The sequence below is a fragment of the Mesorhizobium sp. CO1-1-7 genome, from assembly GCF_020164885.1.
GTDB lineage: Bacteria > Pseudomonadota > Alphaproteobacteria > Rhizobiales > Rhizobiaceae > Mesorhizobium > Mesorhizobium australicum.
On sequence record NZ_JAIUHA010000013.1, the window covers coordinates 157,781 to 182,300 of the forward strand.

Genomic DNA, 24,520 nt, shown 5'->3' on the forward strand with positions numbered 1-24,520 from the left:
AGACGGGGAAGACCAGCAGCAAATAGTCCAACCGATTCGAAAGGCCGGGTTTTTACCCGGCCTTTTGCTTACCTGACTGACCCTCAGGCAGCAGCGGAGCCCGCCACCTCATGCGAGCGGATGCCGATCATATGGCAGACCGCGAAGACGAGGTCGGCCCGGTTCATTGTGTAGAAGTGGAAATCGCCCACGCCACGCTCGACCAGGTCCATAACCTGCTCGGCGGCGACGGCGGATGCCACCAGCGCATGCGTCTGAGGGTCGTTCTGCAGGCCGTCGAAACGCTCGGCCAGCCATGCCGGCACCAGCGCGCCGCAGCGCGCCGAGAAATTGGCGACCTGGGTGAAATTGTGCACCGGCAGGATGCCCGGAACGATCGGGATGTAGATGCCGGCACGGCGCGCGCGCTCGACGTAACGTTCGTAGAGATCGTTGTCGAAGAAGAACTGGGTGATCGCCCGCGTCGCGCCGTTGTCGACCTTGCGCTTCAGCATGTCGATGTCGGTGGCGAAGTCAGGGCTTTCCGGATGCTTTTCCGGATAGGCCGAAACCGAGATGTCGAAATCGCCGGCGTGCTTCAGCGCCCCGACCAGCTCGGCGCCGTTGGCGTAGCCGTCCGGATGCGGTCGGTAGGCGGCGCCGACGCCTTCCGCCGGATCGCCGCGCAAGGCGACGAAGCGTTTCACCCCCATGTCGGTGAATTCCTGGATCACGGCGTCGACCTGATGGCGAGCGGCATCGACGCAAGTCATGTGCGCGGCCGGCGTCAGGCTGGTCTCCTTCAGGATACGGCCGATGGTGCGCGCCGTGCGCTCACGCGTCGAACCGCCGGCGCCATAGGTCACCGAGACGAATTTCGGCTGCAGCGGCTCGAGCCTTGTGACCGTATCCCACAGTCTTGCCTCCATCTCATCGTTCTTCGGCGGGAAGAACTCGAACGAAACCCTGACCTTGTCGCCGATATCGGGCCGGCGGGAAAAACGAAACTGGTTCATCAGGCGATTTCCCCTATCGAGCTCACTCTGGTCTGCTGGCTGGCATTGGCGGGATCGGCGATCAGCAGGCGCCGGTCGCGGCCAAGCCAAAGCTTGACGGTGAGCCTGGCCTCGTTGCCGCCGCGCGGTTCGAACTCCTGGGCATCCTCGAGATCGAGGCCGGCTTCGGAGAACCACTCTCCGATCTGCCGGTCGGAAAAGCCCAGCCGCATATGCGCATGCTCGTCGCGCAGGAATTCCAGTGTGTGCGGCGCGAAATCGACGATGACGAGACGGCCGGCCGGGCGAAGCAGCCGCGCCGCCTCATGGATGGCGCGGGCCGGGTCGTCGAGATAGTGCAGCACCTGGTGGATGGTGACGAGATCGAAGGCATCGCGCTCGACCGGCGGCGAGAAGATATCGCCCTGCCGCACCTGCGCGTTCGAAACGCCGGCCTTGTCGAGATTGGCGCGCGCCACGGTCAGCATCTCTCGCGACATGTCGATGCCGATCCCCCGCCGGTAGAGCGGCGAGAAGATTTCGAGCAGCCGCCCGGTGCCGGTGCCAAGGTCGAGCATGGACTGGAACGGCCGCTTGCCGACCAGCTTCAGCATCGCGGCCTCCACCGCACGGTCGGGCACATGCAGCGAGCGGATATGATCCCAGCTTGCGGCGTTCTGCGAAAAGTACGCGGTGGCGCGGTCCTGGCGCTTGCGCTTGACCGAGGTCAGTCGCTCCAGATCACGCTCGACCTGCGGATCGGCGCCGCGAATGCCGGCAACCAGCCTCATCACGAAGTCTCGCGCCGAATCGGCGTCCGACAGGCGGAAGAACGCCCACGACCCTTCCTGGTAGCGGCCGATCAGCCCCGCCTCGAGCAGCAGCTTCAGGTGGCGCGAGACACGCGGCTGCGACTGGCCGAGAATTTCGGTAAGGTCGGAAACGGTGAGGTCGCCACGCGACAACAATGCCAATATGCGCAGGCGGCTGGATTCGGCCGCCGCCTTCAGCGTATCCACCATGGTGTCGAGCGAGACATGCATCAGCGTATTCTCTTTGAAAAGATATAAACATATGTTTATGTCGAATCCGGCGACCTTGCAAGCGCTATGTCGCTTCCGGACCAGAAAATGCCGCATCCGTGATTTCCCGGTCCGGATCAGCCCGAAACGTCTAGCGGTTTTGAGACAATGGCATGCACCAGCACAGAGACAGGCAATGACCGAACCGCGTGAGATGTTCGAGGCTCGCGAAGGCGAGCAGAGACTGGACCAGGATCCTGCCTTGATGCCGCCGGACGCCGGCATCGTTTTCATCGGCCGTATTGCCTCGCCGTGGATCACCCGGGATAGCTGCCCGAAGAACATGCGCGCCGCGCGCGAGGCGGGACAGCCCGCGGTGCTGGCCATCGATGCGCCCTATCGTGCGGGCCTGCGCGGGCTGGAGCGCGCCAGCCACGTCGTCATCCTGTCCTGGCTGCACCACGCGCCGCGGAATCTGATTGTGCAGAAACCCCGCCATGCGGCTGAAGCGAAAGGCGTATTCGGCCTGCGCTCCCCTGCCCGGCCGAACCCAATCGGCCTGCACATAGCCAAGCTCGTCGGATTGGACATCGGCACTGGGCGCGTCGACCTCGACGCCATCGACGTGCTCGACGGCACGCCGGTCATCGACATCAAACCATATTTCGCCTCGACCGATGCCTTTGCCGAGGCGACCGTTGAGGGGCGCGGGGAGCAATGACCGCGCCCACCGGCCGCCGCCGCGCCATAGCCAAGGCTTTGACAGCACTTCTGCCGCTGGCGCCCTATGCCGACATGGAGAAGATCCGCACCGACGCCGGCTCGGTCCATATGAAAACCTTGCCGCCGACGATCGCGGTATGGCTGGCGACAATCGCCCACATCCGCCACATGCACACCGATTACGAAAAGCTGCTGGCCGAGGGGTATGACCGCGACTCCGCCCGTTTCTTCGTCATCGAGCAAACCAACACCATGCTCACGCGCTGGCGCGCCACGCGCCTGCTCGACGCCGACGACGAGGAGGAATGACGCCACTGCCGGGGAGATGGCGCTCTGCGTCTTGTTCAAAAAGATTCCCCCTCGCCTCTGGAAAATCACGGAACAGGCCGTATATGCCCGAAAGCGGAGAAGCCTCCGCTTCCATCCAGAAATTGCGCCCGCAGGGGCAAGGATTCCACATCATGACATCTAAGGTTTGGTTCATCACCGGATCGTCGAAGGGCTTTGGCCGCGTCTGGGCCGAGGCCGCACTGGCGCGTGGCGACCGCGTTGCAGCGACCGCTCGCGACGCCGGCACGCTCGCCGATCTCGTCGATAGATACGGCGACAACATCGCCGCCATAAAGCTCGACGTCACCGACAAGAAAGCCGTCGATGCCGCTGTCGCCGAGGCGCACAAGCGCTTTGGCCGGCTCGACGTCGTCATCAACAATGCCGGCTACGGCCATTTCGGCGCCATCGAGGAAGTCAGCGAACAGGAAGCCCGCGACCAGATCGAGACCAATGTGTTCGGCGCACTGTGGGTTACCCAGGCTGTCCTGCCGATCATGCGGGCGCAGCGCTCCGGCCACATCATCCAGATCTCGTCGATCGGCGGCGTCAATGCCTTTGCCTCGCTCGGCCTCTACCATGCCTCGAAATGGGCGCTGGAAGCCTTCAGCCAGTCGCTCAGCATCGAGGTCGCGGAATTCGGCATCCATGTCACGCTGGTCGAGCCGGGCGGCTTCTCCACCGACTGGTCGGGAGCATCGGCCAAGGTCTCCAAGCCGATCGAGGCCTATGCGCCCGCCCGCGCCAAGATGGCCGAGCGCCGCGCCAACTCGGTTGCTGGCGATCCCGAGGCGACCGGGCCGGCGATGCTGGCCATCGTCGATGCGGCAGAGCCGCCGCTGAGGGTGTTCTTCGGCGATGGCGGCCTGCCGATGATACGCCAGGAATACGCCAACCGCCTCGCCACCTGGGACAAGTGGGACCACGTCTCCGTCATGGCGCAAGGCGTCAACAAGAACCGCAAGGGCTGACGCCCAACGTAGTAGCTGCGCCGCCTACGGGCGGCGTAGCTATGCCTTGTAAATCCATTGCTCCGGCACACGCACCGAAATCTCTTCGCCGACCCTGACCACGCCGGGTTTTTCAACCCACGCGACAAGGCCACGCAGCCGCTTCGCCGTCTGCGGGAAGAGCAGTGCGGCTGCATCGCGATCCGATGCATGGACATGCGTGGCGATGGATTGCCCGGCGACCCGGCACGGCTTGTTCTGCGCGTCGATTTTGATCGTCACGCCCCCTTGGAAGAACATCAGTGAGCCGGCCGGCAGCATCGACAGACGTGGCACACCCCCGATCAGCATATTGGCGCCGATCCATTCCGGCTTGATCTCCTCCAGGCCCATGCGCTCGGCAACGATCGAAAGCTCGTCCGCGGCGACCAGCGACAATTGCCGCTCGTTGCGCATCTCCGTGCCGCGCGGATACCAAGGCTCGCGCCCACCGGAACGCCGCGTCATTCCGGAATGGAAGTCATTCGCGATTCCGTCGAAGCCAAGATGCAATTCCTCGACGGCTTTCGTCTCGAAATGATCGGACGGAGCGGCATAGAGCGCCACTGCCTTTGCCGTCAGCTTACGGCCCGGGACGATGTCGATCGTGGGCTCGGCAGCTGGAAAAAGTTCTAGGTTTGTTTCCTGCATGCTGCTGGTCTAGAGGCCTCGGACAATGCGGTCCAGTCTAAAGCGCTGATGATCCGATCACTGCGTTTGATGCCGATCACGACGTTATTACCGGAAATGCCGTCATGTTGCAGCGAGCGCGTCCCATTGCCGCCGCGCCGCCTATATATATTCGGCGCCAGTCGGGAGGAGGAGGTTCGCATGCAGGTTGGACAGGCCATCGCAGCGCTCTGGCTGTTCTGGGTGGTATCCTGGATCGTCGCTGCATCCTGGGCCGATCCAGCCCAAAAGCGCGCCACCATCGGGGCGGAGGCCCGCTATCGCGTCTTCTGGCTGGCCGGCACCGTCCTGCTGTTCGTTCCAGCGCACAGCTATCAAGGCAGGCTGAGATTGTGGACGCCGACCCTTGCCGAAGCCTGGGTCTGCGTTGCCCTGATCGCGGTCGGCATCGGCTTCGCATGGTGGGCACGCATCCATCTCGGGCGGTTGTGGTCCGCCACGGTCACAGCCAAGGCGGATCATCGCGTGGTCGACACCGGCCCCTATCGCCTGGTACGGGATCCGATCTATACCGGGCTGCTGCTGGCTGTGCTTGCCACCATGGCGGCAAAAGGCACGGTCTGGGGCATTGCAGGTACAGCCCTGCTCATCATCGGCGTCGTCATCAAGGCGAGGCTGGAGGAGCGTTTCCTGCGCGACGAACTCGGACCCGCCTATGACGATTACGCCAAGCGGGTGCCGATGCTGGTTCCCTTCACGCCGGCCTAGCGCGGCATCACCTCAGAGCATTCTCAGCAGCGCGCCACCGATCGAATATCCCGCACCGAAGGCGCAGATCAGGCCGTGATCGCCCGGTTTCATGTCGGCATGGTTCTCCGACAGCGCGATGATGGCTCCCGCGCCCGCCGTGTTGCCGAGCCGCTCCAGCACCATCGGCGCGCGGTCATGGCCGACGTCGTGGCCGAACGCCAGTTTCAGGATCATCGCATTCATGCGCGCATTGGCCTGGTGCAGCCAGAAGCGCCGCACCGCCTGCGGCGTCAGCCCGTGTTCGGCGAGGAATTCGACGATGAATTTGTGCCCGGCGACGGTGACTTCCTTGAACACCTTGTTGCCGACCTGCTTGATGAGGTTGCCTTCCAGGTCGATCCTGTAGGGATCGTCCTGAGCGGTGCGGGTATGATAGCCGAGATTGGTGCGGATGTTGTTCGACATCTGCGTCCAGATTCGCGTGTCCAGCACCTCGAAGCGGCCCGGCCGCCTCTCACCCTGGGCAAGCCCCTCCACCACCATCGACACCGAAGCGTCCCCGAAGATGAAATGCGTCTGCCGGTCGCGGAAATTGAGATGGCCGGTGATGATTTCCGGCGTCGTCACCAGGATGCGCTTGTGCGCGCCCGAGCGCACCAGATTGACCGCCATGTGCAGCGCAGCCGCGGCCGATGAACAGCCAAGCCCCATGTCGAAACCCGCGCCCCTCGTGCCCAGCGCCTCCTGCATTTCGATGGCGATCGCCGGATATGGCCTCTGCTGATGCGAGGACGAGCAGATCACCAGATCGACATCCGACGCATCGACCCCGGCGTGCTCGATCGCCTTCTGAGCCGAAGCGATGCCGAATTCCGCCTGCAGCGAGAGCGCGTCGTCCGGACGCGCCGGAATGCGCGGCGCCATGCGGGTCGGGTCGAGAATGCCTTCACGCTCGACCACGTGGCGGGACTTCACACCTGAAGCATGAACGATGAAGTCGGCATCGGATTTCTGCAGCAGCGTCTCGCCGGTATCCTGGCGCCGCGCGTTCTCGGTGTCGACCCAGGCATTGAAGCTGGCGACCAGTTCCTCATTCGTGATTACAGGCTTGGGAATTTCAGCGCCGATGCCGCTGATGATGACGCGATGCATGTTTAAGTCCGTCCATCCGCGGGCGTTGCGGCTTGATGTGGGCGCCGAAACGTTTCGGCGCAACACTTTTCTCACTCGGCCGGTTTACGCCGGCTTAAACCAAGGTTTAGGCCGGCTTAAACCAAGGTTTTTCGCCAGCCTATCCCGCCCCCTTGGCGACGATGAAAATGCGGGGGAAACGCAGCAGCACCTTGCCATCGGCGGTCTTCGGATAGGCCTTGGCGATCTTGGCCGTGTAGCTGTCGAGGAACAGCTTGCGCTCATCCGCGTCCAGCGGATCGAGGAAGGGCTTCAGCCCTGTCGACTTCACCCACTCGACGATCGCCTCGGCATCGGCCAGCGGATGGTTGTAGATGGTGTGCCAGATGTCGAGCCGAGCCGAGAGCGGCGACAGCAGGTCGTAGTAGAACGACACCGGCGGCAGCGGCGCACGGGCCGCATCCCTGATCTTTGCCGCGAAAGGCGCTTCGGCGGCGGTCTCCCGCATCAGGCGATGCGAATCCTCGGCCATATTGTCGGGCATCTGGACGGCTAGCGCGCCGCCGGGGGCCAGAAAACCCATCAGGCGCTGGAACACCGCCGGATGCTCCGGCAGCCACTGGAAGACGGCGTTGGCGAAGATCACGTTGACCGGCTCGACCGAATGCCATGTCGACGCATCGGCGAGGTCGAAGCTGACATTGGGCAGCCGCGCCCTCGCCTTCTCGATCATGTCGGGAGACGTGTCGAAGCCGCTCACTTGCGCATCCGGCCAGCGCTCGACCAGAAGTTCGGTCGAATTGCCCGGCCCGCAGCCGATATCGACAACCCGGCGCGGAAAGTCGACCGGAACCTGTGCCGCCAAGTCGCGCGCGGGCCGCGTGCGCTCGTCCTCGAATTTCAGATACTGGGCGGCGGACCAATCAGCCATCCGGGCTCCTCATGTCAGCTTGAGAATTCGCCGCCCGGTGCCCCCTTACCGCGTCAGCCTCTTGTAGGTCATGCGGTGCGGGTTGACGGCTTCAGGCCCGAGCCGGCGGATCTTGTCCTGCTCGTAATCCTCGAAATTGCCCTCGAACCATTCGACGTGGCTGTCGCCCTCGAAGGCGAGGATGTGCGTCGCCAGACGGTCGAGGAACATGCGATCGTGCGAGATGATGACCGCGCAGCCGCCGAAATTTTCCAGCGCGTCTTCGAGTGCCGCCAGCGTTTCCGTATCGAGATCGTTGGTCGGTTCGTCGAGCAGCAGAACATTGCCGCCGGTCTTCAGCATCTTGGCCAGGTGCACGCGGTTGCGCTGACCACCGGAGAGGTTGCCGACCTTCTGCTGCTGGTCGCCGCCGCGGAAGTTGAAGGACGCGCAATAAGCGCGGGTGTTGGCCTCGAACTTGCCGAGCTTGACCACTTCGGCGCCGCCCGAGATTTCTTCCCACACGGTCTTTGACGGATCGAGCGCGTCGCGGCTCTGGTCGACATAGCCGAGCTTGACCGTCTCGCCGACGCGGACAGAACCCGCATCCGGCTTTTCCTGGCCGGTGATCATGCGGAACAATGTCGTCTTGCCGGCGCCGTTCGGGCCGATGACGCCGACAATGCCACCCGGCGGCAGCTTGAATTCGAGGCCTTCGATCAACAGCGTGTCGCCGAAGCCTTTCGACAGGCCCTCGACCTCGATGACCACGTTGCCGAGCCGCTCGCCATGCGGGATGACGATCTGCGTATCCGTCGGCCGCCGCTTATCAGCTGCATCGAGCAGATCCTGGAACGCCTGGATACGCGCCTTGGACTTGGTCTGGCGAGCCTTCGGGCTCGACTGGATCCACTCGCGCTCGCGGCCGATGGCGCGTTGGCGGGCGTCGTCCTCGCGGCCTTCCTGCTTGAGGCGCTTGGCCTTGGCTTCGAGATACTTGGTGTAATTCCCCTCATAAGGAATGCCGCGTCCGCGATCGAGTTCGAGAATCCAGCCGGTGACATTGTCGAGGAAGTAGCGGTCGTGGGTGATGATCATCACGGCGCCCGGATAGGCGCGCAGATGCTTTTCCAGCCATGCCGTCGTCTCGGCATCGAGGTGGTTGGTCGGTTCGTCGAGCAGCAGAAGATCAGGCTGGCGCAGCAGCAACTGGCAGAGCGCGACGCGGCGGCGCTCGCCACCCGACAGCTTGGTGACGTTGGCATCCTTTGGCGGGCAGCCCAGCGCTTCCATTGCCATCTCGACCTGCTGTTCGAGATCCCACAGGTTCAGCCGGTCCATCTCGTCCTGGAGCTTGGCCGATTCGTCGGCCGTCTCGTCGGAATAGTTCATCATCAATTCGTTGTAACGCTCGATGATGGCGGTCTTGGCCGCGACACCTTCCATGATGTTTTCGAACACGGTCTTGTCCGGATCGAGCGCCGGCTCCTGCGCCAGGTAGCCGACAGTGGCGCCTTCGGCGAGCCACGCCTCACCGCTCCAGTCCTTGTCGATGCCGGCCATGATCTTGAGGATCGTCGACTTGCCGGCGCCGTTTGGGCCCAGGATGCCGATCTTGGCGTCCGGGTAGAAGGACAGATGAACGTTCTCGAGCACCTTCTTGGTGCCATAGGCCTTGTTGAGGCCGGCCATGTGATAGATGAACTGGCGTGCCACGCGCGCTTTCCCTGAAAAATGACTGGATTTGTCGAATTGAATGGAGGTTGGCCGCTATGTAGGCGATGCGGCGCCGAACGGCAATCGCTTTTGCCATATCAGGCCAACCACACGGACAAGTGTGCACCGACAGCCAGGTTTTCAACCGGTCGATGGCGCGCGGAAATCTCCGGTTAACCCTTCCACGTCAAAACAGGACCGGAGTGGAATCGCTGGCTGGCCGCGATTTCGAAAAGAGAGCGGATCGACGGCATTGCTGAACAGTTTCCTGCTCCTTGCCGAAGCGATTGTCTACTTCAGCGTCATGGTGACGCTTTTCCGCTTCCGCAAGCGCATCGGCCTGGGCGTCTTCATCTGCGCACTCGGCGTCATGCATTTCCTGGAAACCTATCTCGCCAGCGTCTTCTACGTCGCGCTGCCGTTTGGCATGGTCTCGCCGGGCTCGGCGGTGCTGTTTTCGGGCAAGCTGGTGATGCTCCTTCTGCTCTACATGAAGGAGGATGCCGCCACCGTGCGCCAGCCGATCTATGGCCTGCTGCTCGGCAATGCGCTGATGATCGGTCTGGTTCTGCTCCTGCGCCTGCACGCCATCGCTCCGCTTCCAGATGGCCGGCTCCCCGACATCGGCTTTATCGACGAGATGGGCTGGCTGATGGTTTGGGGCACGACGCTGCTGTTCGTCGATGCCATCCTGATCATCCTGCTTTATGAGAAACTTGGACGCGTCCTGCGCAAGGCGCGGTTCGCACGCATCCTGATTTGCGTCGCCTGCGTGCTGACTTTCGATCAGGCGGGGTTCTTCACCGCGCTGCATTTCGTTGCCGGCGCGCCGATCGCGGTCTTCTTCGGCGGCTGGTTCGCCAAGATGGCGGCGGCACTGACCTTCAGCGCCATGCTGGTCGCCTATCTCAAATGGTTCGAGGTCCGGGATGTCCAGATGCCGCGTGGGCTGACCGACATCTTCGAGACCTTGACCTATCGCGAACGCTACGAGGCGCTGGTCGAACATGTCGGCCGCGATGGCCTGACCGGACTGCTGCACAGGGGACGCTTCGATGCCGATGGCGAGGCCGCCGTCCAGTCCAGCCTGCGCACGGCGAGGCCGCTCAGCCTGCTCATCGTCGACGTCGACCACTTCAAGTCGATCAACGATCGTTTCGGCCATGCCGAAGGCGACAAGGTGCTGAAGGCGGTCGCAACCGTACTTTGCGAGGCGGCAGGCGCCGAGGACCAGGTGTTCCGGATCGGCGGCGAGGAATTCGCGATCCTGAGTTCGCGCCCACACTCCGTCGCAAGGCTCTTTGGCGAAAGCGTCCGCACCGCGCTCAAAGCATCGGCCGCCACCAGCCGGTTCGAATTGACCGTCAGCGCCGGCGTTTCCACCGTCAGCGAAACGACGCAGTGCCTGGCCGACCTGTTCGCGCTCGCCGACCAGCGCCTTTACAAGGCGAAATCGACCGGACGCGACCGCGTCGTCGGCGAACCCGGCGGGCATGAAGCCGACGCCGATATCGCCTGGACCAGGTCCGCGCAGATCTAGCCAAAGTCAGTCCAGACCCAACCTTGTCGCTACGATTTCCCCTGCCGTGCCGGCGCGCTGCTCGTCATGCCACTCATGCAACCCCCGCTGAATGAACACCGCCATGCCAACATAACAGCAGGCACGGCAAGCGAAAGCCCGGCTGGCTGCCTAAATCCGTGCCCTTGCGTTACTGGAACCCGATCGCGTCGACCGTGCCGGTCGGGCAACCGGCCTTGTTGGTCGGCACGGAGGCCAGCAGCAGATCCTTGAGCGAGCTGTTCGGACCGATCGGGCCGGCAAGGCCAAGCGTCAGTTCGCCGATCAGCCGCCGGCCGCTCGACGGATCGATAAGGCAGGACACACGCACCCGGTCCCCTGCTCCCGCGCCGAAGGACTGGTCGAAGGCGCTGCGGATCTGGTCCGCGGTCAGCTTGCCGCCGATATTTTTGGCGAAGAGGTCGCGCACGGGCGAGCTGTTGACCTCACGCATCAAATGAAGGGCGTCGGAAAAATACTCCTGCTGGCTTTTGCCATAGCAGGTGCCGTGCTTGATCCATTCATGCCGTTCCAGCTTCGAGGCGGTGCCCGGCATCACCTTGTCGAGCTCGGCGCGGGTCTCGGCATCGAGGTTGACCGGTGGCAGGTCCTGCCAGTGAGCCGGATTGTCATTGGCCTTGTCGCTGGCCGAAGCCTGGCAATAGAAATTGCCGTTCGGCTGCGGCCACAGGCCGTGCAGCGTGAAATTGGTGGCATCGAATTCGCCAGGGTTCTGCGCCTTGCATTCGGTCTTGTTCGACTTGGTCTCGCAGAAGGCCGGCTGCCAGCTCAGCGCGAAGACATATTCGGGTTTTCCCGAGACCGCCGGCTTGCCTTGCCCGCCCGGTGCCGCCGGCGCGGTCACCGCACTGCTGCCCGACAGATGGCCGCAGCTGACCTTCACCCAACGGCGCTCGGGATCGGCGCCCGGCACCAGGATGAGGTAGTGGCTCGGAGCGTCCTTGTTGCCGGCCAGCAATTGATAGGTCTTGCCCGCATCGGTCGAGACATTGCCGGGGTTCTTGGCGTTCTTGATCGCCTGCGTCGCGGGACAGGCAGCGTCGGCCACGAAGGTGCCGCTCATCTTGACGTCGGCATGCGCCGCGCCTGCCAGCGACCCCGCCAGCAAGGCCAATCCGAAAACAACAGCAATGCGCATGGAGAATCCCCTGCTGGAAAGTGGGCGACAGACTGAAGCTGTCTCCATGTCAGAATTGCGATATTTTGCGGGCCCGTGGCAAGAAAGATCGTCGCGGAAAAGCCGGCAGGCCCGATTGACGCAAATCTGGCGCCGGCGCACACGTTGGACATTGCAAGGGCGGAACCAGGGGGAGGCCAGCCGGCATGCCATTCAGCCAGCAGCGCGTGGTCCGCTCGCCGACCGGCGCCGACCTCAATCTGTTCGTCCGGCAGGCCGACAGCTCTCCGCGTGCGGTGGTCCAGATCAATCATGGCCTGGCCGAGCATGCCGGGCGCTACGACCGCTTCGCCGGTTTCCTGGCCGCTCGGGGTTTCCATGTCTATGTCCATGATCACCGTGGCCATGGGACGACCAGGGCGCCCGACGCGCCGCTCGGCAGATTCGCCGACAAGGACGGCCCGGCCAAGGTGATCGCCGATGTCGACGCCATCCGCGATCTTATCGCCCGCGAGCAGCCTGACCTGCCGGTAATCCTTTTCGGCCACTCGATGGGCGCGTCCGTGGCGCTGAACTACTTGTTACGGCACTCGAATCGGATCCATGCCGCCGCCATCTGGAACGGCAATTTCTCGCAAGGCCTGCTCGGCCAGGTGGCGCTCGGCATCCTGGCCTGGGAACGGATGCGGCTGGGCTCCGATGTCCCGTCGCGCCTGCTGCCGAAACTCACCTTCCAAGCCTGGGGCAAGGCGGTCCCCGACCATCGCACCTTGTTCGACTGGCTTTCGCGCGACGAGGCGGAAGTCGCGAAATACATCGCCGATCCGCTCTGCGGCTGGGATGCCTCCATATCGATGTGGCGCGATGTGGTCGCAATGGCGCTGAATGGCGGCAAGGATGCAGGCTTTGCCGGTATCCGGCGCGACCTTCCCGTCGCCATCGTTGGCGGTGAGAAAGACCCGGCTTCCGACTACGGCAGGGGCATCACCCATCTCGCGAACCTCATGCGCAAGATGGGCTTTTCTAATCTGGTTTCGAAGGTTTACGCCGACACCCGCCACGAGAGCCTGAACGAGGTGAACCGGGACATCGTCATGGACGATTTCGCCAACTGGGCGGACGCTGTCCTGAAAGCCTGACGGTTTGGCCCATCGCAAGAACCGTGACAGCCGCCGCCGGGCTTGATAGAGGCTCTGCTTTCGCAGCGATCAGGATGATTGCAGCAACCACGGTGATTTATGGCCGAACCCCCGCTGAAAGGCGTCCGCGTCGTCGAACTCGCCCGCATTCTTGCCGGGCCCTGGGCCGGGCAGTTGCTTGCCGATCTCGGCGCCGATGTCATCAAGGTCGAGAGCCCCGACGGTGGCGACGACACCCGCAAATGGGGTCCGCCCTTCGTCATGAGCCACGACGGCGAGAACCTGTCGGCCGCCTATTACCATTCCTGCAATCGCGGCAAGCGCTCCATCGCCATCGACTTCTCGACGCCCGAAGGCGCCGAGACGGTGCGCCGGCTGGTCGCGACGGCGGATGTGCTGATCGAGAACTTCAAGCTCGGCGGCCTGAAGAAATACGGGCTCGACCATGGCAGCCTGAAGGAAATCAACCCTCGCCTCGTCTACTGCTCGATCACCGGTTTCGGTCAGAATGGGCCTTATGCGCCTCGCGCGGGCTACGATTTCATTATCCAGGCCATGGCCGGCATGATGTCGATCACCGGCGAGCCCGGCCGCGAGCCGCAGAAAGCCGGCGTCGCCATCTCGGATATCTTCACCGGCCTCTATTCGGTCATCGCCATCCAGGCAGCACTTCGCCACGCCGAACAGACCGGCGAAGGCCAGCACATCGACATGGCGCTGTTCGACACGCAGATCTCGGCGCTCGGCAACCAGAACCTCAATTATCTCGTTTCCGGCAAGTCCCCGGTCCAGATGGGCAATGCCCATATGAACATCGCCCCTTACGAAGTGCTTCCAGTCAGGGACGGCCACATCATCCTGGCTGTCGGCAATGACGGCCAGTTCGCCAAGTTCTGCGCCGCGGTCGGGCTGGGCGATTTGCCGGCCAATCCCGATTTCACCACCAATCCGGCCCGCGTCGCCAATCGCGTGGAACTTCGCGCACGCATCATCGATGCACTGAAGATTTTTGATCGCGATCCGCTGCTGGCGAAGCTCGAAGCCGCCAGCGTGCCGGCAAGCCCGATCAACACGATCGGCCAGATGTTCGACGACCCGCAGACCATTGCCCGCGGCATGCGGCTCGACCTCGACGACGGCCATGGCAACCGCCTGCCATCGGTGCGCGCGCCGATGGTGATGTCGGGCACACCGCTTACTTATGAACGCCCCTCGCCGCGCCTTGGCGAGCACACTGACGAAATCCTTGCCGAACTGGAGAAGTCTGGGAAATGAAGACCGGTGGACAACTGATCGTCGACGCCCTCGAAGCCAATGGCACCGACCGTATGTTCTGCGTGCCGGGCGAATCCTACCTTGCGGTGCTTGACGCGCTGCATGATTCCTCGATCCGCACCATCGTCTGCCGCCAGGAAGGCGGCGCTGCCATGATGGCCGACTGCCAGGGCCGGCTGACCGGCAAGCCCGGCATCTGCTTCGTCACCCGCGGACCCGGCGCCACCAACGCTTCGGCCGGCATCCACATCGCCATGCAGGATTCGGTTCCTCTCATCCTGTTCATCGGCCAGGTCGCCAGCCACGCCAAGGAGCGCGAGGCGTTCCAGGAAGTGGACTATGTCAGGTTCTTCGGCGACATCGCCAAATGGGTGGTCGAGATCGACGACGCCTCGCGCATCCCCGAATTCGTCACGCGCGCCTTTGCCGTGGCGACGTCGGGCCGCCCCGGTCCGGTCGTCATATCGCTGCCTGAGGATATGCTGACCAGCGTCGTCGACGCGCCGGAAGCACTTCCGCACACGCCGGTCGAAACCTATCCCGGCGAGGCCGAACTCGACGCACTGGAAATGCTGCTTGCCGGCGCGAAGCGTCCCTTCGTCATTCTTGGCGGCACACGCTGGAACGCGGACGCGGTGGCGCGGATGCATGAGATCGCCGAGGCCTGGTCGCTTCCTGTCGGCTGTTCCTTCCGCCGCCAGATGCTGTTCGACCATCTTCATCCAAACTATGCCGGCGATGTCGGCATCGGCATCAATCCGAAGCTGGCAACGGCTATCAAGCAGGCCGACGTCGTTCTCTTGATCGGCGGGCGCATGGGCGAGATGCCCTCTTCCGACTACACGCTGCTGAAGAGCCCCTATCCCGACCAAGCTCTGGTGCATGTCCATGCCGATGCCGGCGAACTCGGCCGCGTCTACCGTCCGACCCTAGCGATCAATGCTTCGCCAGCGGCTTTCGTCGAGGCTTTCACCAAGCGCATGCCGGCCGGAACGCCATCATGGGCGGCCGAAACAGCCAAGCTGCATACCGCCTATCTCGACTGGTCGACTCCGCCTGAAAACGGTCCCGGCCCGGTCCAGATGGGACCTATCATGAACTACCTGGAAAAAGTGCTGCCGGACGATGCCATCCTCACCAATGGCGCCGGAAATTACGCAACCTGGGTACACCGCTTCCATCGCTTCCGCCGCTTCGCCACGCAAGGAGCGCCGACGTCGGGCTCGATGGGCTACGGCACGCCGGCGGCGGTCGCCGCCAAGGCGCTTTATCCGGAGCGCACAGTGGTCGCCTTCGCCGGCGACGGCTGCTTCCTGATGAACGGCCAGGAATTCGCCACCGCCGTGCAGTACGACCTGCCGATCGTCGTCATTCTCGTCAATAACGGTATTTACGGCACCATCCGCATGCACCAGGAACGCGAATATCCCGGCCGCGTCGTCGGCACCGATCTGAAGAACCCTGATTTTGCAGCACTTGCCCGCGCCTATGGCGGCCATGGCGAGACGGTGGAGAAGACAGCTGATTTCGCGCCTGCCTTCGAGCGCGCGCGAACCAGCGGCAAACCGGCGATCGTCGAGATCAGGCTCGATCCCGAAGCGATCACCCCGACCCGGACGATGACGCAGATACGCGACAGGGCTTAAGGGCCGGCAGAACAGAGGGCGGCGCTGTCCCGCCAGGCTTCAAGCGTTAGCCGCGCTTCGGGCTCTACATCGCCTTTTCGATCTGGCCGCGAATCTCGCCGTCCTTGTTGGCCGCCGTGTGCACATTGACGTAATACTTGCCGGCCTCCAGGTCAGCGGCCTGCGCATCGGTCAGCGTCGCCGACCCCTTGATCGGGCTCTTGAGCTTGCCTTTGAACGGGATCACCGGAGGCGCATTCTCGCCCGCCGCCGCCGGGCCGTGAATGTGCGCCGCTGTCGCCGGGCCGCTGAGGCCGGAATACTTCACGTTCCAGCTGAGCTTCTTCTTGGTGGTGTCGAAGGTGAGAGTGGCCGTCCCCTTGCCCTTCGTGGTGACGGCTGGGCTCTGCTGGCCGCCATCGAGGGTCGCCTTGTATTTTACCATCTCGGCCATGGCCGGTGATGCGAACAGGAAAGCGGTGGAAATGGCGAGCGCCGATAGCGCTGGCAGGAATGAGTGAGCGCGCATGAAGGACCTCCGATCGACAAAGCGTGCGTCGCGGCTCCCCGACGCGCGCATGCTTCAATGCAACGGCTGGACGGCGCAATGTATCCCCGCACACGGTCTTGTGATTGGAGCGCATGGAAAAGGGGCGGTCGCCCGCCCCTTTGATAGTCAGACCCGGTCTCAGGCGCTGTTGATCGCGCCTGCGAGGCCTACTTGACCGCCTTGTCGGTGATGGCGGTGGTATAGGCGCCTTTCGGCTCCTTGGTGATGATCTTCTGGTCGAGCAGCGCCTTGGCGGTGCGTTCGTAGGTCGCCGGGTCGAGCTTGCCGTCGGCATTGTCGATCAGCTTGGCGACTTCGCTCATCATCCGCTTCTGGTGGTTCTCGTCCTGGCCGCCGCCGTCCATGACGATGCTTGCGGCTTCGTCATTGTTGTCGACCGCGTATTTCCAGCCCTTCATCGAGGCGCGCACGAACCGCACCATCTTGTCCTCGAAGGCCGGATCCTTGAGCTTGTCTTCCGAGGCATAGAGGCCGTCCTCAAGCAGGTCGTTGCCCATGGCCGAGTAGTTGAACACGGTCAGCTGTTCGGGCTTATAGCCGGCGTCGATCAGCTGCCAGTACTCATTGTAGGTCATGACCGAGATGCAATCGGCCTGCTTCTGGATCAGCGGCTGCACGTCAAAGCTCTGCTTCAGCACGGTGACGCCATCGGGGCCGCCCTCCGTCTTGAGGCCAAGCTTGTTCATCCACGCGTAGAACGGATATTCGTTGCCGAAGAACCAGACACCGAGCGTGTGGCCCTTGAAGTCGGCTTCGGTCTTGATCGGGCCGTCCTTCGGGCAGACCAGCTCCATGCCGGCCTTCTTGAACGGCTGGGCGATGTTGACCAGCGGCACGCCCTTTTCGCGCGCGGCGAGCGCGCCGCCCATCCAGTCGACGATGACGTCGGCACCGCCGCCGGCGATCACTTGCTCGGGGGCGATGTCGGGGCCGCCTGGCTTGATGTCGACGTCGAGGCCTTCGGCTTCATAGAAACCCTTGGCCTTGGCGACATAGTAGCCGGCAAATTGCGCCTGCGTGACCCATTTCAGCTGCAAGGTCACCTTGTCGGCGGCCATCGCCTGGAACGCGGCCAGCGACATCGCGCCGGCCAGAACTGGAATAATAAGTCTTTTCATTTTTTTACCCTCTGAAGTTAGTGCCCAAACCCACCGCCCCTATCCACCACGGACAGAGGGATGCCAAAACGTGACGGCCCTTTCGACAAGGGCGACCACGCCATAAAAGACCGAACCCGCAAGTGCTGCAACTGCGATTTCGGCCCAGACCATGTCGATGTTCATCCGCCCGACCTCGGTCGAAATGCGGAAGCCCATGCCGACAACGGGTGTGCCGAAGAACTCGGCGACGATGGCGCCAATCAGCGCCAGCGTCGAATTGATCTTCAGCGCGTTGAAGATGAAGGGAGCGGCGGCCGGCAGCCTGAGCTTGACGAGCGTCGGCCAGTAGCCCGACGCATAGGTGCGCATCAGGTCGCGCTCCATATGGCCGGACGCGGCGAGCCCGGCGACCGTATTCACCAGCATCGGGAAGAAGGTCATGATGATGACCACCGCCGCCTTGGATTGCCAGTCGAAGCCGAACCACATGACCATGATCGGCGCCACGCCGATGATCGGCAGCGCCGAGACCATATTGCCGATCGGCAGAAGTCCACGCCGCAGAAACGGTACGCGGTCGGCGAGAACAGCGGTGATGAAGCCAGCGCCGCTGCCCACCACATAACCGAAGAGCACCGCCTTGAAGATGGTTTGCCGGACATCGGCGCCGAGCACCGGCAGCGAGCTGACGATGCGCGCACCGATGGCGCTCGGCGGCGGCAGCAGGATGAAAGGAATGCCGGCGCCGCGTGTGACGGCTTCCCAGATGATCAGGATCCAGGCGCCGAAGAAAGCGGGGATGACCAGACGCAGTGCGGTCCGGACCCATCCTGCCTTCGGCCGCAATCCCGAAAGCACCGCCACACAACGCCAGCCAAGCAGCCAGGCAGCCGCGAGCAGAAGAAAATACGGCGCCAGCGCCGTCCCTTCGAAACCTGCAATGCCCGAAATCAGCAGCCAGGCGACGAGATGGGCCCCTATGAAGAGCACCACGGCCTCCGCCAGGGGCGTAATCCTGAGCATGGAGATCAGCGCCGCCAGCACGGCCACGCCAAGCATCAAGCCCTTCATTCCGAGATAGGGGTAGCCGATACTGGCCGTCGGATCGGCAAGCGCTGCCGCTTCCGGCTTCGACATGGCGCCGAGCGCAATCGCGATCAGGCACAGCACGATCGCCAGCACGGCCTGCCAGGAAGGTTTCAGCCAGTTCATGCCGGCCTCCCGCCCATGGCGCGGTCGACGACGCGCCCGGCGATGCCAACCACCATCACCAGCAGTGCCGCCACGATGGAGCCGGCGACCAGCGCCGACCAGATGTCGATGGACTGGCTGTAATAGGCGCCCGCCAACAGCTTGGCGCCGATGCCGGCGACCGCGCCTGTCGGCAGTTCGCCCACGATGGCGCCTACTAGGCTTGCCGCCACCGCGACCTTCATCGAGGTGAACAGGAACGGCACCGAGGCCGGCACACGCAGTTTCCAGAAGGTCTGCGCGCGGCTGGCATTGTAGGTGTGCATCAGGTCGAGATGCATGATCTCGGGCGAGCGCAGGCCCTTCACCATGCCGACCGTCACCGGGAAGAACGACAGATAGGTCGAAATCATCGCCTTCGGGATCAGTCCGGTAATGCCGATCGCCGCCAGAACGACGATGATCATCGGCGCCACCGCCAGGATCGGAATGGTCTGCGAGGCGATGATCCACGGCATCAGGCTGCGGTCGAGCGTCGCCACATGGACGATGCCGACGGCGATGACGATGCCGAGTGCGGTGCCGAAGGCGAAGCCGAGCAGCGTCGAGGACAGCGTCACCCAGGCGTTGTAGACGAGACTGCGGTTCGAGGTGATAGGCCGCAGAAAAGTGTTCTGGAAGAAATTCACTGCCACCTGATGCGGCGCCGGCAGCGTCGGCTTGGGCTGCGACAGCGTCTTGCCGATGAGTTCGCCGAACGTGGAGATCTCGTTGGCACGCCGGTCGAGATCGCGCTGGAAGGGCGCGTTGAGGATGACGGCGAAGATGTACCAGAGCACGATCACGCCCAGAAGGATGGAGGTTACGGGGATGATCTTGGAGCGGAAGCTATCCATGGGCGCCTTCTCCTCTCTCCGCCGGGGAGAGGGTGGCCGGAGCGAAGCGAAGGCCGACCACCTTCGCCTTCGTCATCCTAGGTCGGAGCAACGCGAAGCGTCGCGCAGACCCTAGGATCCATTCCGTGACGTTGGCCGGGGGGTATAAGCGGTCTAGAGTGTTCGCCTTCGAACGCACAGCGTAAGGTGCATCGGTCTGCACCGCTGCGGAACGTTGAGGTAACGGCATGGATCCTAGGGTCTGCGCCGCGTCGCTTCGCTCCTTGCTCCGCCCTAGGATGACGAAGTCGCGATGGACCGCGCGCTTGTCGCTCCCCTCAATCATCATAACTATGCCCTGCCCTCAACCCATCGCGCACCCGCGCGGCGATCGCCAGAAACTCCGGCGTCTCGCGGATGTCGAGCGGCCGCTCTTTCGGCAGCGTCGATTCGATGATGTCGCTGACCCGGCCCGGGCGCGGCGACATGACGACGATGCGCGTCGACAGGTAGACGGCTTCCGGAATGGAGTGGGTGACGAAGCAGATGGTCTTGTTCGTCCGTCCCCATAGTTGCAGCAATTGCTCGTTGAGGTGGTCGCGCACGATCTCATCCAGCGCGCCGAACGGCTCGTCCATCAGCAACAGGTCGGCATCGAAGGCCAGCGCACGCGCGATCGAGGCGCGCTGCTGCATGCCGCCGGAAAGCTGCCAGGGGTATTTCTTCTCGAAGCCACTGAGGTTGACGAGGTCGAGCGTGCGCTTGATCCGCTCCGCCTGCTCGGTCTTGGACAGGCCCATGATTTCCAGCGGCAGCCCGACATTGCGCTCGATGGTGCGCCAGGGAAACAGGGCGGCGGCCTGGAAGACATAGCCGTAGGCACGTCTCTCGCGCGCCTGTTCCGGCGTCATGCCATTGACCGAGATCGTCCCCGAAGTGGGCTTTTCCAGATCGGCGATGACGCGCAGCAAAGTAGTCTTGCCGCAACCCGAAGGCCCGATGAAGGAGACGAACTCACCCTTGCCGATGGTCAGGTCGACATTGGACAGCGCCTGTACCGGCCCGTCATTGGTCTGGAAGGTGAGGCCCAGTTTGCTTGCCGAAACGACGGCTGGCGAAGGTCCCGTCATCGGTTGCTGCCTGCCTTCCGCCGCACGAAACCGATTGCTTTTATCGTGATGTTGTTTTCCACTCGACCCGTCCCATTGGCCCCAGTCCTGCTGAGTTTGTCCCGCTCGGTCGACGCCCGGAGTTTCCCCGATGTCGCCTAAACCGACTTGTCATCTTATCCGCCCTGAAAGCACTTATGAAGGCAAGCAGGGCCTGACCTACTTCGCCGGCATCGCCACCGAGTCGGTCGGCTCCTCCGGCATCTGCATGCACGTGCTCACCATGCCGCCCGGTGCCCGCGCCAAGGCGCATCTGCACGAGAACCATGAAACGGCGATCTACGTGCTCTCCGGCGAGGTCCATACCTGGTATGGCGACCGGCTGGAGCATCACATCGTCGTCAAGGCCGGCGACCTCTTCTACATTCCCGCAGGCGTGCCGCATTTGCCGGCTAATCTGAGCAATGCGCCGTCCTCGGCCGTCATCGCCCGCACCGATCCCAACGAACAGGAAAGCGTCGTCCTGCTGCCGGAACTGGACGCGCTCGTCGCCTGAGGCTGACGGAATGCCTTCCGCCCTCATCGGCACCGGGCAACTTCGCCCATGACGCTGCCGTCCTCGTCGGCGATCACCAATTTCTTGGCATTCTTGGCGCTGTGCTTGATCGTGAAGGTGGCCGGCGACTTTCCCTCCTCGCCTTCGGCTTCGCACTCTGCCTTGACCGTCAGCGAACCATCGGCCTCACCGTGTTTGCCGGTGAAGGCGCAGGCACTGGTCGCGGTGATAAAATCGGTGTCGGTCAGCAGCAGCATGTCTTCGGCATAGACCTTCTGGCCGTTCTTGTTGATGCAGCCGGACTTATTGCCATAGGGCTTGGACAGGTCGATGCCAGCCGCCGAGGCGGAGCCGGCTGCCAGAACAACAACGGCGGTGAGATAGAGCCCCGCGCACCTCACCTCAAACACCCGTCGCCGGAATGCCCGTCCGCTCGACCTTGCGTGGCGCGGTGATCTCCTTCCAGGTCGACAGCGCCCGATTGACGGCCGCGTTCGGTTCGCGGCCGACGAACTCACCATGGCCAGGCTTCGCCTTGACCTCGGCCTCCTCGACCGACAGCTCGCCGCGCGAGAACACGAAGCGCGGCAGGCCGGTCACTTCGACCCCTTCGAAGACGTTGTAGTCGATGACGGATTGCTGCTTCTTGGCGGAAATCTTCTTCTTGCGCTGGGGGTCCCAGACGATGATGTCGGCATCCGCGCCTTCGACGATCGCGCCCTTCTTCGGATACATGTTGAGGATCTTGGCGATGTTGGTCGAGGTCACGGCGACAAACTCGTTCATCGTCAGCCGGCCGGTATTGACGCCTTTGGTCCACAGCACCGGCAACCGGTCCTCAAGGCCACCCGTGCCGTTGGGGATCTTGGTGAAATTGCCGACGCCGAAGCGCTTCTGGTCGGTGGTGAAGGCGCAATGGTCGGTCGCCACCACTTGCAGCGAACCGGCCTGCAGGCCGGCCCATAGCGAATCCTGGTGCAGTTTGTTGCGGAAGGGTGGGCTCATCACGCGGCGCGCCGCATGGTCCCAGTCCTTGTCGAAGTACTCGCTCTCGTCCAGCGTCAGGTGCTGGATCAGCGGCTCGCCGAACACCCGCATGCCTTTCTGCCGTGCCCGGCGGATCGCCTCGTGGCTCTGTTCGCAGGAGACGTGCACGACATAGAGCGGCACGCCCGCCATGTCGGCGATCATGATCGCGCGGTTGGTCGCCTCACCCTCCACTTCCGGCGGGCGCGAATAGGCATGTCCCTCGGGGCCGTTATTGCCGGCGGCAAGCAGCTTCTGCGACAGGGCGGCGACCACGTCGCCATTCTCGGCATGCACCAGCGGCAGCGCGCCGAGTTCGGCGCAGCGCTGGAACGACGCGTACATCTCGTCGTCGTCGACCATCAGCGCGCCCTTGTAGGCCATGAAGTGCTTGAACGAGGTGATGCCCTTGTCGACCACGGTGGCCATCTCGTCGAACACCTGCTTGCCCCACCAGGTGATCGCCATGTGGAACGAATAATCGCAGGAGGCCCTCGAGGTCTTGTTGTCCCACATCTGCAGGGCTTCGAGCAGCGATTGCTGCGGCGCCGGCAGGCAGAAATCGACCACCATGGTGGTGCCGCCGGCCAAGGCCGCACGCGTGCCGGATTCGAAATCATCGGCCGAATAGGTGCCCATGAACGGCATTTCGAGATGGGTGTGCGGGTCGATGCCGCCCGGCATCACATAGCAGCCGGTGGCGTCGTACTCATGGTCGCCATGCAGGTTCGAGCCGATGGCGACGATCCTGCCGTGCTGCATCAGCACGTCGGCCTTCCAGGTTCGGTCGGCGGTGACGACGGTGCCGTTCTTGATGACTTTGGTCATTTTGCTGTTCCCTTGTTCTTCTCTTCCCGCTTCTTGGTGAGCGGCGTTTGAAGGTAAATCTCTAAGTTCACTCCACTATAACGGCCGTCTCCACCACCGCATGGAACAGAACGTCGGCACCGGCCGCAGCCCATTCCTTGGTGATCTCTTCCGCCTCATTGTGGCTCAACCCATCCACGCAAGGGCACATCACCATGGCGGTCGGCGCGACGCGGTTGATCCAGCAGGCGTCGTGGCCGGCACCCGAGACGATGTTGCGATGCGTATAGCCAAGCCGCTCGGCCGCGTCGCGGATCGCCTTGACGCAGCCCTTGTCGAAGGTGACCGGATCGAAAGCGCCGACCTGCTCGATCTTGTACTGGATGTCGAGCGCGTCGCAGATCGTGTCGATGCCTTCGCGGATGCGGCCATCCATGGCGTCAAGCACCTCCTTTTCCGGCGAGCGTATGTCGATGGTGAAGACGGTGCGCCCGGCGATGATGTTGCGCGAGTTAGGGTAGACCTCCATGTGGCCGACCGCGCCAACGGCGTCGGGCTGATAGTCCATGGCGACCTCGTGGACCAATTCGATCACTCGGGCCATGCCGAGCCCGGCATTGCGGCGCTTGGGCATCGGCGTCGAGCCGGTATGCGCCTCCTTGCCGGTCAGCGTCACCTGCAGCCATTTCAGGCCCTGGCCATGGGTGACGACACCGATGTCGATGTCCTCGTCCTCGAGGATCGGGCCCTGTTCGATATGCAGTTCGAAGAAGGCGTGGATCTTGCGATCACCGACCTTCTCGGTGCCCTTCCAGCCGATGCGCTCCAGTTCCTCGCCGAATTTCTTGCCGTTTTTGTCCGTGTGCTCGTAGACGTCGGCCTGGTCGAGCACGCCGGCGAACACACCGGACGCCATCATGGCCGGCGCGAAGCGCGCGCCCTCCTCGTTGGTCCAGTTGGTGACGACGATCGGATGTTTCGTCTTGATGTCGAGATCGTTGAGCGAGCGCACGATCTCCAGGCCGCCAAGAACGCCGAGAACGCCGTCATATTTGCCGCCGGTCGGCTGCGTATCGAGATGGCTGCCGACATAGACCGGCGGCAGGCTGGGGTCGGTGCCTTCGCGGCGGGCAAACATGGTGCCCATCTCGTCGACACCCATTTCGAGCCCCGCGGCATCGCACCAGCGCTTGAACAGATGCCGGCCCTCGCCATCCTCGTCGGTCACGGTCTGGCGATTGTTGCCGCCGGCGATGCCGGGGCCGATCTTCGCCATCTCCATCAGCGAATCCCACAAACGGTCTGAATTGATTCGCAGATTCTCGCCGGGTGCGGCCATTCAAAACCTCATCAATTGCGGGGCGTCCCCCTCCCC

General features: G+C 63.3%; 24 protein-coding genes. 9 read left to right on the top strand and 15 right to left on the bottom strand.

Going from position 1 to position 24,520, the window contains the following annotated elements:
* Window positions 1-83: 83 nt before the first annotated feature.
* Both metF and LB516_RS26240 read right to left on the bottom strand, forming a co-directional pair.
* Window positions 84-995 carry a methylenetetrahydrofolate reductase [NAD(P)H] gene (gene metF, locus LB516_RS26235; protein WP_224720637.1) on the bottom strand — a complete coding sequence of 304 codons (912 nt, stop codon included), beginning with the start codon at window positions 993-995 and terminating at the stop codon, window positions 84-86.
* The gene (locus LB516_RS26240) at window positions 995-2,017 is read right to left on the bottom strand and encodes an ArsR/SmtB family transcription factor (protein WP_015317182.1); all 1,023 of its coding nucleotides are present in this window, start codon (window positions 2,015-2,017) and stop codon (window positions 995-997) included. The genes metF and LB516_RS26240 overlap by 1 nt, the downstream gene beginning before the upstream one ends.
* Window positions 2,018-2,192: 175 nt before the next feature.
* Here LB516_RS26240 and tsaA point away from each other — a divergent pair, with 175 nt between their 5' ends.
* The 3 genes from tsaA to LB516_RS26255 all read left to right on the top strand — a co-directional run bounded on the left by tsaA (window position 2,193) and on the right by LB516_RS26255 (window position 4,020).
* The gene (gene tsaA, locus LB516_RS26245; protein ID WP_224720638.1) at window positions 2,193-2,717 is read left to right on the top strand and encodes a tRNA (N6-threonylcarbamoyladenosine(37)-N6)-methyltransferase TrmO; all 525 of its coding nucleotides are present in this window, start codon (window positions 2,193-2,195) and stop codon (window positions 2,715-2,717) included.
* Complete coding sequence (locus LB516_RS26250) at window positions 2,714-3,028, top strand: DUF2293 domain-containing protein (protein WP_140714547.1); 315 nt, start codon at window positions 2,714-2,716, stop codon at window positions 3,026-3,028. Before tsaA ends, LB516_RS26250 begins: the two co-directional genes overlap by 4 nt.
* A gap of 152 nt (window positions 3,029-3,180) precedes the next feature.
* Complete coding sequence (locus LB516_RS26255) at window positions 3,181-4,020, top strand: SDR family oxidoreductase (protein WP_140714545.1); 840 nt, start codon at window positions 3,181-3,183, stop codon at window positions 4,018-4,020.
* A gap of 39 nt (window positions 4,021-4,059) precedes the next feature.
* On the opposite strand, the gene LB516_RS26260 is transcribed toward LB516_RS26255, so the two are convergent.
* Complete coding sequence (locus LB516_RS26260) at window positions 4,060-4,689, bottom strand: MOSC domain-containing protein (RefSeq protein ID WP_224720639.1); 630 nt, start codon at window positions 4,687-4,689, stop codon at window positions 4,060-4,062.
* 180 nt (window positions 4,690-4,869) lie between these two features.
* On the opposite strand from LB516_RS26260, the gene LB516_RS26265 reads away from it, so the two are divergent.
* On the top strand, window positions 4,870-5,436 hold the full coding sequence (locus tag LB516_RS26265) for a methyltransferase family protein (RefSeq protein ID WP_224720640.1): 567 nt from the start codon (window positions 4,870-4,872) through the stop codon (window positions 5,434-5,436).
* 12 nt (window positions 5,437-5,448) lie between these two features.
* Here the strand turns inward: LB516_RS26265 and LB516_RS26270 are convergent, their stop codons facing one another.
* From LB516_RS26270 to ettA, 3 genes are all read right to left on the bottom strand, one after another.
* The gene (locus LB516_RS26270) at window positions 5,449-6,570 is read right to left on the bottom strand and encodes a beta-ketoacyl-ACP synthase III (RefSeq protein WP_224720641.1); all 1,122 of its coding nucleotides are present in this window, start codon (window positions 6,568-6,570) and stop codon (window positions 5,449-5,451) included.
* Window positions 6,571-6,709: 139 nt separating this feature from the next.
* Window positions 6,710-7,480, bottom strand: a complete 771-nt coding sequence (gene tam, locus LB516_RS26275; protein WP_140714537.1) for a trans-aconitate 2-methyltransferase — start codon at window positions 7,478-7,480, stop codon at window positions 6,710-6,712.
* Window positions 7,481-7,525: 45 nt separating this feature from the next.
* Complete coding sequence (gene ettA / locus LB516_RS26280; RefSeq protein WP_015317172.1) at window positions 7,526-9,175, bottom strand: energy-dependent translational throttle protein EttA; 1,650 nt, start codon at window positions 9,173-9,175, stop codon at window positions 7,526-7,528.
* 253 nt (window positions 9,176-9,428) lie between these two features.
* Here ettA and LB516_RS26285 point away from each other — a divergent pair, with 253 nt between their 5' ends.
* Window positions 9,429-10,715 carry a sensor domain-containing diguanylate cyclase gene (locus LB516_RS26285; protein WP_015317171.1) on the top strand — a complete coding sequence of 429 codons (1,287 nt, stop codon included), beginning with the start codon at window positions 9,429-9,431 and terminating at the stop codon, window positions 10,713-10,715.
* 169 nt (window positions 10,716-10,884) lie between these two features.
* Here the strand turns inward: LB516_RS26285 and LB516_RS26290 are convergent, their stop codons facing one another.
* On the bottom strand, window positions 10,885-11,892 hold the full coding sequence (locus LB516_RS26290) for a ribonuclease T2 family protein (RefSeq protein ID WP_224594746.1): 1,008 nt from the start codon (window positions 11,890-11,892) through the stop codon (window positions 10,885-10,887).
* Window positions 11,893-12,077: 185 nt separating this feature from the next.
* Here LB516_RS26290 and LB516_RS26295 point away from each other — a divergent pair, with 185 nt between their 5' ends.
* The 3 genes from LB516_RS26295 to LB516_RS26305 all read left to right on the top strand — a co-directional run bounded on the left by LB516_RS26295 (window position 12,078) and on the right by LB516_RS26305 (window position 15,931).
* Window positions 12,078-13,010 (top strand): alpha/beta fold hydrolase, encoded by a 933-nt coding sequence (locus LB516_RS26295; protein ID WP_140822287.1) that lies wholly within the window; start codon window positions 12,078-12,080, stop codon window positions 13,008-13,010.
* A 99-nt stretch (window positions 13,011-13,109) separates the two neighbouring features.
* Complete coding sequence (locus tag LB516_RS26300) at window positions 13,110-14,285, top strand: CaiB/BaiF CoA transferase family protein (protein ID WP_224683936.1); 1,176 nt, start codon at window positions 13,110-13,112, stop codon at window positions 14,283-14,285.
* A complete protein-coding gene (locus LB516_RS26305; protein ID WP_140615572.1) occupies window positions 14,282-15,931 on the top strand; it encodes a thiamine pyrophosphate-binding protein in 1,650 nt (549 codons plus the stop codon). Before LB516_RS26300 ends, LB516_RS26305 begins: the two co-directional genes overlap by 4 nt.
* Window positions 15,932-15,995: 64 nt before the next feature.
* Here LB516_RS26305 and LB516_RS26310 read toward each other — a convergent pair whose 3' ends face one another.
* The 5 genes from LB516_RS26310 to LB516_RS26330 form a co-directional block, all read right to left on the bottom strand.
* On the bottom strand, window positions 15,996-16,439 hold the full coding sequence (locus LB516_RS26310) for a CHRD domain-containing protein (protein WP_015317166.1): 444 nt from the start codon (window positions 16,437-16,439) through the stop codon (window positions 15,996-15,998).
* 188 nt (window positions 16,440-16,627) lie between these two features.
* Window positions 16,628-17,599 (bottom strand): ABC transporter substrate-binding protein, encoded by a 972-nt coding sequence (locus LB516_RS26315; RefSeq protein WP_015317165.1) that lies wholly within the window; start codon window positions 17,597-17,599, stop codon window positions 16,628-16,630.
* 39 nt (window positions 17,600-17,638) lie between these two features.
* Window positions 17,639-18,793, bottom strand: a complete 1,155-nt coding sequence (locus tag LB516_RS26320; RefSeq protein ID WP_224720642.1) for an ABC transporter permease — start codon at window positions 18,791-18,793, stop codon at window positions 17,639-17,641.
* Entirely contained in the window at window positions 18,790-19,668 is an 879-nt protein-coding gene (locus LB516_RS26325) for an ABC transporter permease (RefSeq protein WP_224720643.1), read from the bottom strand. Before LB516_RS26325 ends, LB516_RS26320 begins: the two co-directional genes overlap by 4 nt.
* Before the next feature lie 317 nt (window positions 19,669-19,985).
* Window positions 19,986-20,777, bottom strand: a complete 792-nt coding sequence (locus tag LB516_RS26330) for an ABC transporter ATP-binding protein (protein ID WP_015317161.1) — start codon at window positions 20,775-20,777, stop codon at window positions 19,986-19,988.
* Between the two features lie 130 nt (window positions 20,778-20,907).
* Between LB516_RS26330 and LB516_RS26335 the strand changes: the two genes are divergently transcribed.
* The gene (locus LB516_RS26335; RefSeq protein WP_015317160.1) at window positions 20,908-21,312 is read left to right on the top strand and encodes a cupin domain-containing protein; all 405 of its coding nucleotides are present in this window, start codon (window positions 20,908-20,910) and stop codon (window positions 21,310-21,312) included.
* A gap of 23 nt (window positions 21,313-21,335) precedes the next feature.
* On the opposite strand, the gene LB516_RS26340 is transcribed toward LB516_RS26335, so the two are convergent.
* The 3 genes from LB516_RS26340 to LB516_RS26350 all read right to left on the bottom strand — a co-directional run bounded on the left by LB516_RS26340 (window position 21,336) and on the right by LB516_RS26350 (window position 24,484).
* A complete protein-coding gene (locus tag LB516_RS26340) occupies window positions 21,336-21,722 on the bottom strand; it encodes a hypothetical protein (RefSeq protein WP_224720644.1) in 387 nt (128 codons plus the stop codon).
* Complete coding sequence (gene hydA / locus LB516_RS26345; RefSeq protein ID WP_224720645.1) at window positions 21,715-23,166, bottom strand: dihydropyrimidinase; 1,452 nt, start codon at window positions 23,164-23,166, stop codon at window positions 21,715-21,717. The genes LB516_RS26340 and hydA overlap by 8 nt, the downstream gene beginning before the upstream one ends.
* Window positions 23,167-23,233: 67 nt before the next feature.
* The gene (locus tag LB516_RS26350; RefSeq protein WP_224720646.1) at window positions 23,234-24,484 is read right to left on the bottom strand and encodes a Zn-dependent hydrolase; all 1,251 of its coding nucleotides are present in this window, start codon (window positions 24,482-24,484) and stop codon (window positions 23,234-23,236) included.
* Window positions 24,485-24,520: the final 36 nt, after the last annotated feature.

Coding starts and splice junctions, on each gene's coding strand:
- LB516_RS26350 (WP_224720646.1), bottom strand. CDS start 24,484: ATGGCCGCACCCGGCGAGAATCTGCGAATCAATTCAGACCGTTTGTGG.
- LB516_RS26260 (WP_224720639.1), bottom strand. CDS start 4,689: ATGCAGGAAACAAACCTAGAACTTTTTCCAGCTGCCGAGCCCACGATC.
- LB516_RS26290 (WP_224594746.1), bottom strand. CDS start 11,892: ATGCGCATTGCTGTTGTTTTCGGATTGGCCTTGCTGGCGGGGTCGCTG.
- LB516_RS26335 (WP_015317160.1), top strand. CDS start 20,908: ATGTCGCCTAAACCGACTTGTCATCTTATCCGCCCTGAAAGCACTTAT.
- LB516_RS26320 (WP_224720642.1), bottom strand. CDS start 18,793: ATGAACTGGCTGAAACCTTCCTGGCAGGCCGTGCTGGCGATCGTGCTG.
- LB516_RS26315 (WP_015317165.1), bottom strand. CDS start 17,599: ATGAAAAGACTTATTATTCCAGTTCTGGCCGGCGCGATGTCGCTGGCC.
- hydA (WP_224720645.1), bottom strand. CDS start 23,166: ATGACCAAAGTCATCAAGAACGGCACCGTCGTCACCGCCGACCGAACC.
- LB516_RS26255 (WP_140714545.1), top strand. CDS start 3,181: ATGACATCTAAGGTTTGGTTCATCACCGGATCGTCGAAGGGCTTTGGC.
- LB516_RS26265 (WP_224720640.1), top strand. CDS start 4,870: ATGCAGGTTGGACAGGCCATCGCAGCGCTCTGGCTGTTCTGGGTGGTA.
- LB516_RS26240 (WP_015317182.1), bottom strand. CDS start 2,017: ATGCATGTCTCGCTCGACACCATGGTGGATACGCTGAAGGCGGCGGCC.
- LB516_RS26300 (WP_224683936.1), top strand. CDS start 13,110: ATGGCCGAACCCCCGCTGAAAGGCGTCCGCGTCGTCGAACTCGCCCGC.
- LB516_RS26250 (WP_140714547.1), top strand. CDS start 2,714: ATGACCGCGCCCACCGGCCGCCGCCGCGCCATAGCCAAGGCTTTGACA.
- tsaA (WP_224720638.1), top strand. CDS start 2,193: ATGACCGAACCGCGTGAGATGTTCGAGGCTCGCGAAGGCGAGCAGAGA.
- LB516_RS26310 (WP_015317166.1), bottom strand. CDS start 16,439: ATGCGCGCTCACTCATTCCTGCCAGCGCTATCGGCGCTCGCCATTTCC.
- LB516_RS26305 (WP_140615572.1), top strand. CDS start 14,282: ATGAAGACCGGTGGACAACTGATCGTCGACGCCCTCGAAGCCAATGGC.
- tam (WP_140714537.1), bottom strand. CDS start 7,480: ATGGCTGATTGGTCCGCCGCCCAGTATCTGAAATTCGAGGACGAGCGC.
- LB516_RS26325 (WP_224720643.1), bottom strand. CDS start 19,668: ATGGATAGCTTCCGCTCCAAGATCATCCCCGTAACCTCCATCCTTCTG.
- LB516_RS26330 (WP_015317161.1), bottom strand. CDS start 20,777: ATGACGGGACCTTCGCCAGCCGTCGTTTCGGCAAGCAAACTGGGCCTC.
- LB516_RS26295 (WP_140822287.1), top strand. CDS start 12,078: ATGCCATTCAGCCAGCAGCGCGTGGTCCGCTCGCCGACCGGCGCCGAC.
- metF (WP_224720637.1), bottom strand. CDS start 995: ATGAACCAGTTTCGTTTTTCCCGCCGGCCCGATATCGGCGACAAGGTC.
- LB516_RS26270 (WP_224720641.1), bottom strand. CDS start 6,570: ATGCATCGCGTCATCATCAGCGGCATCGGCGCTGAAATTCCCAAGCCT.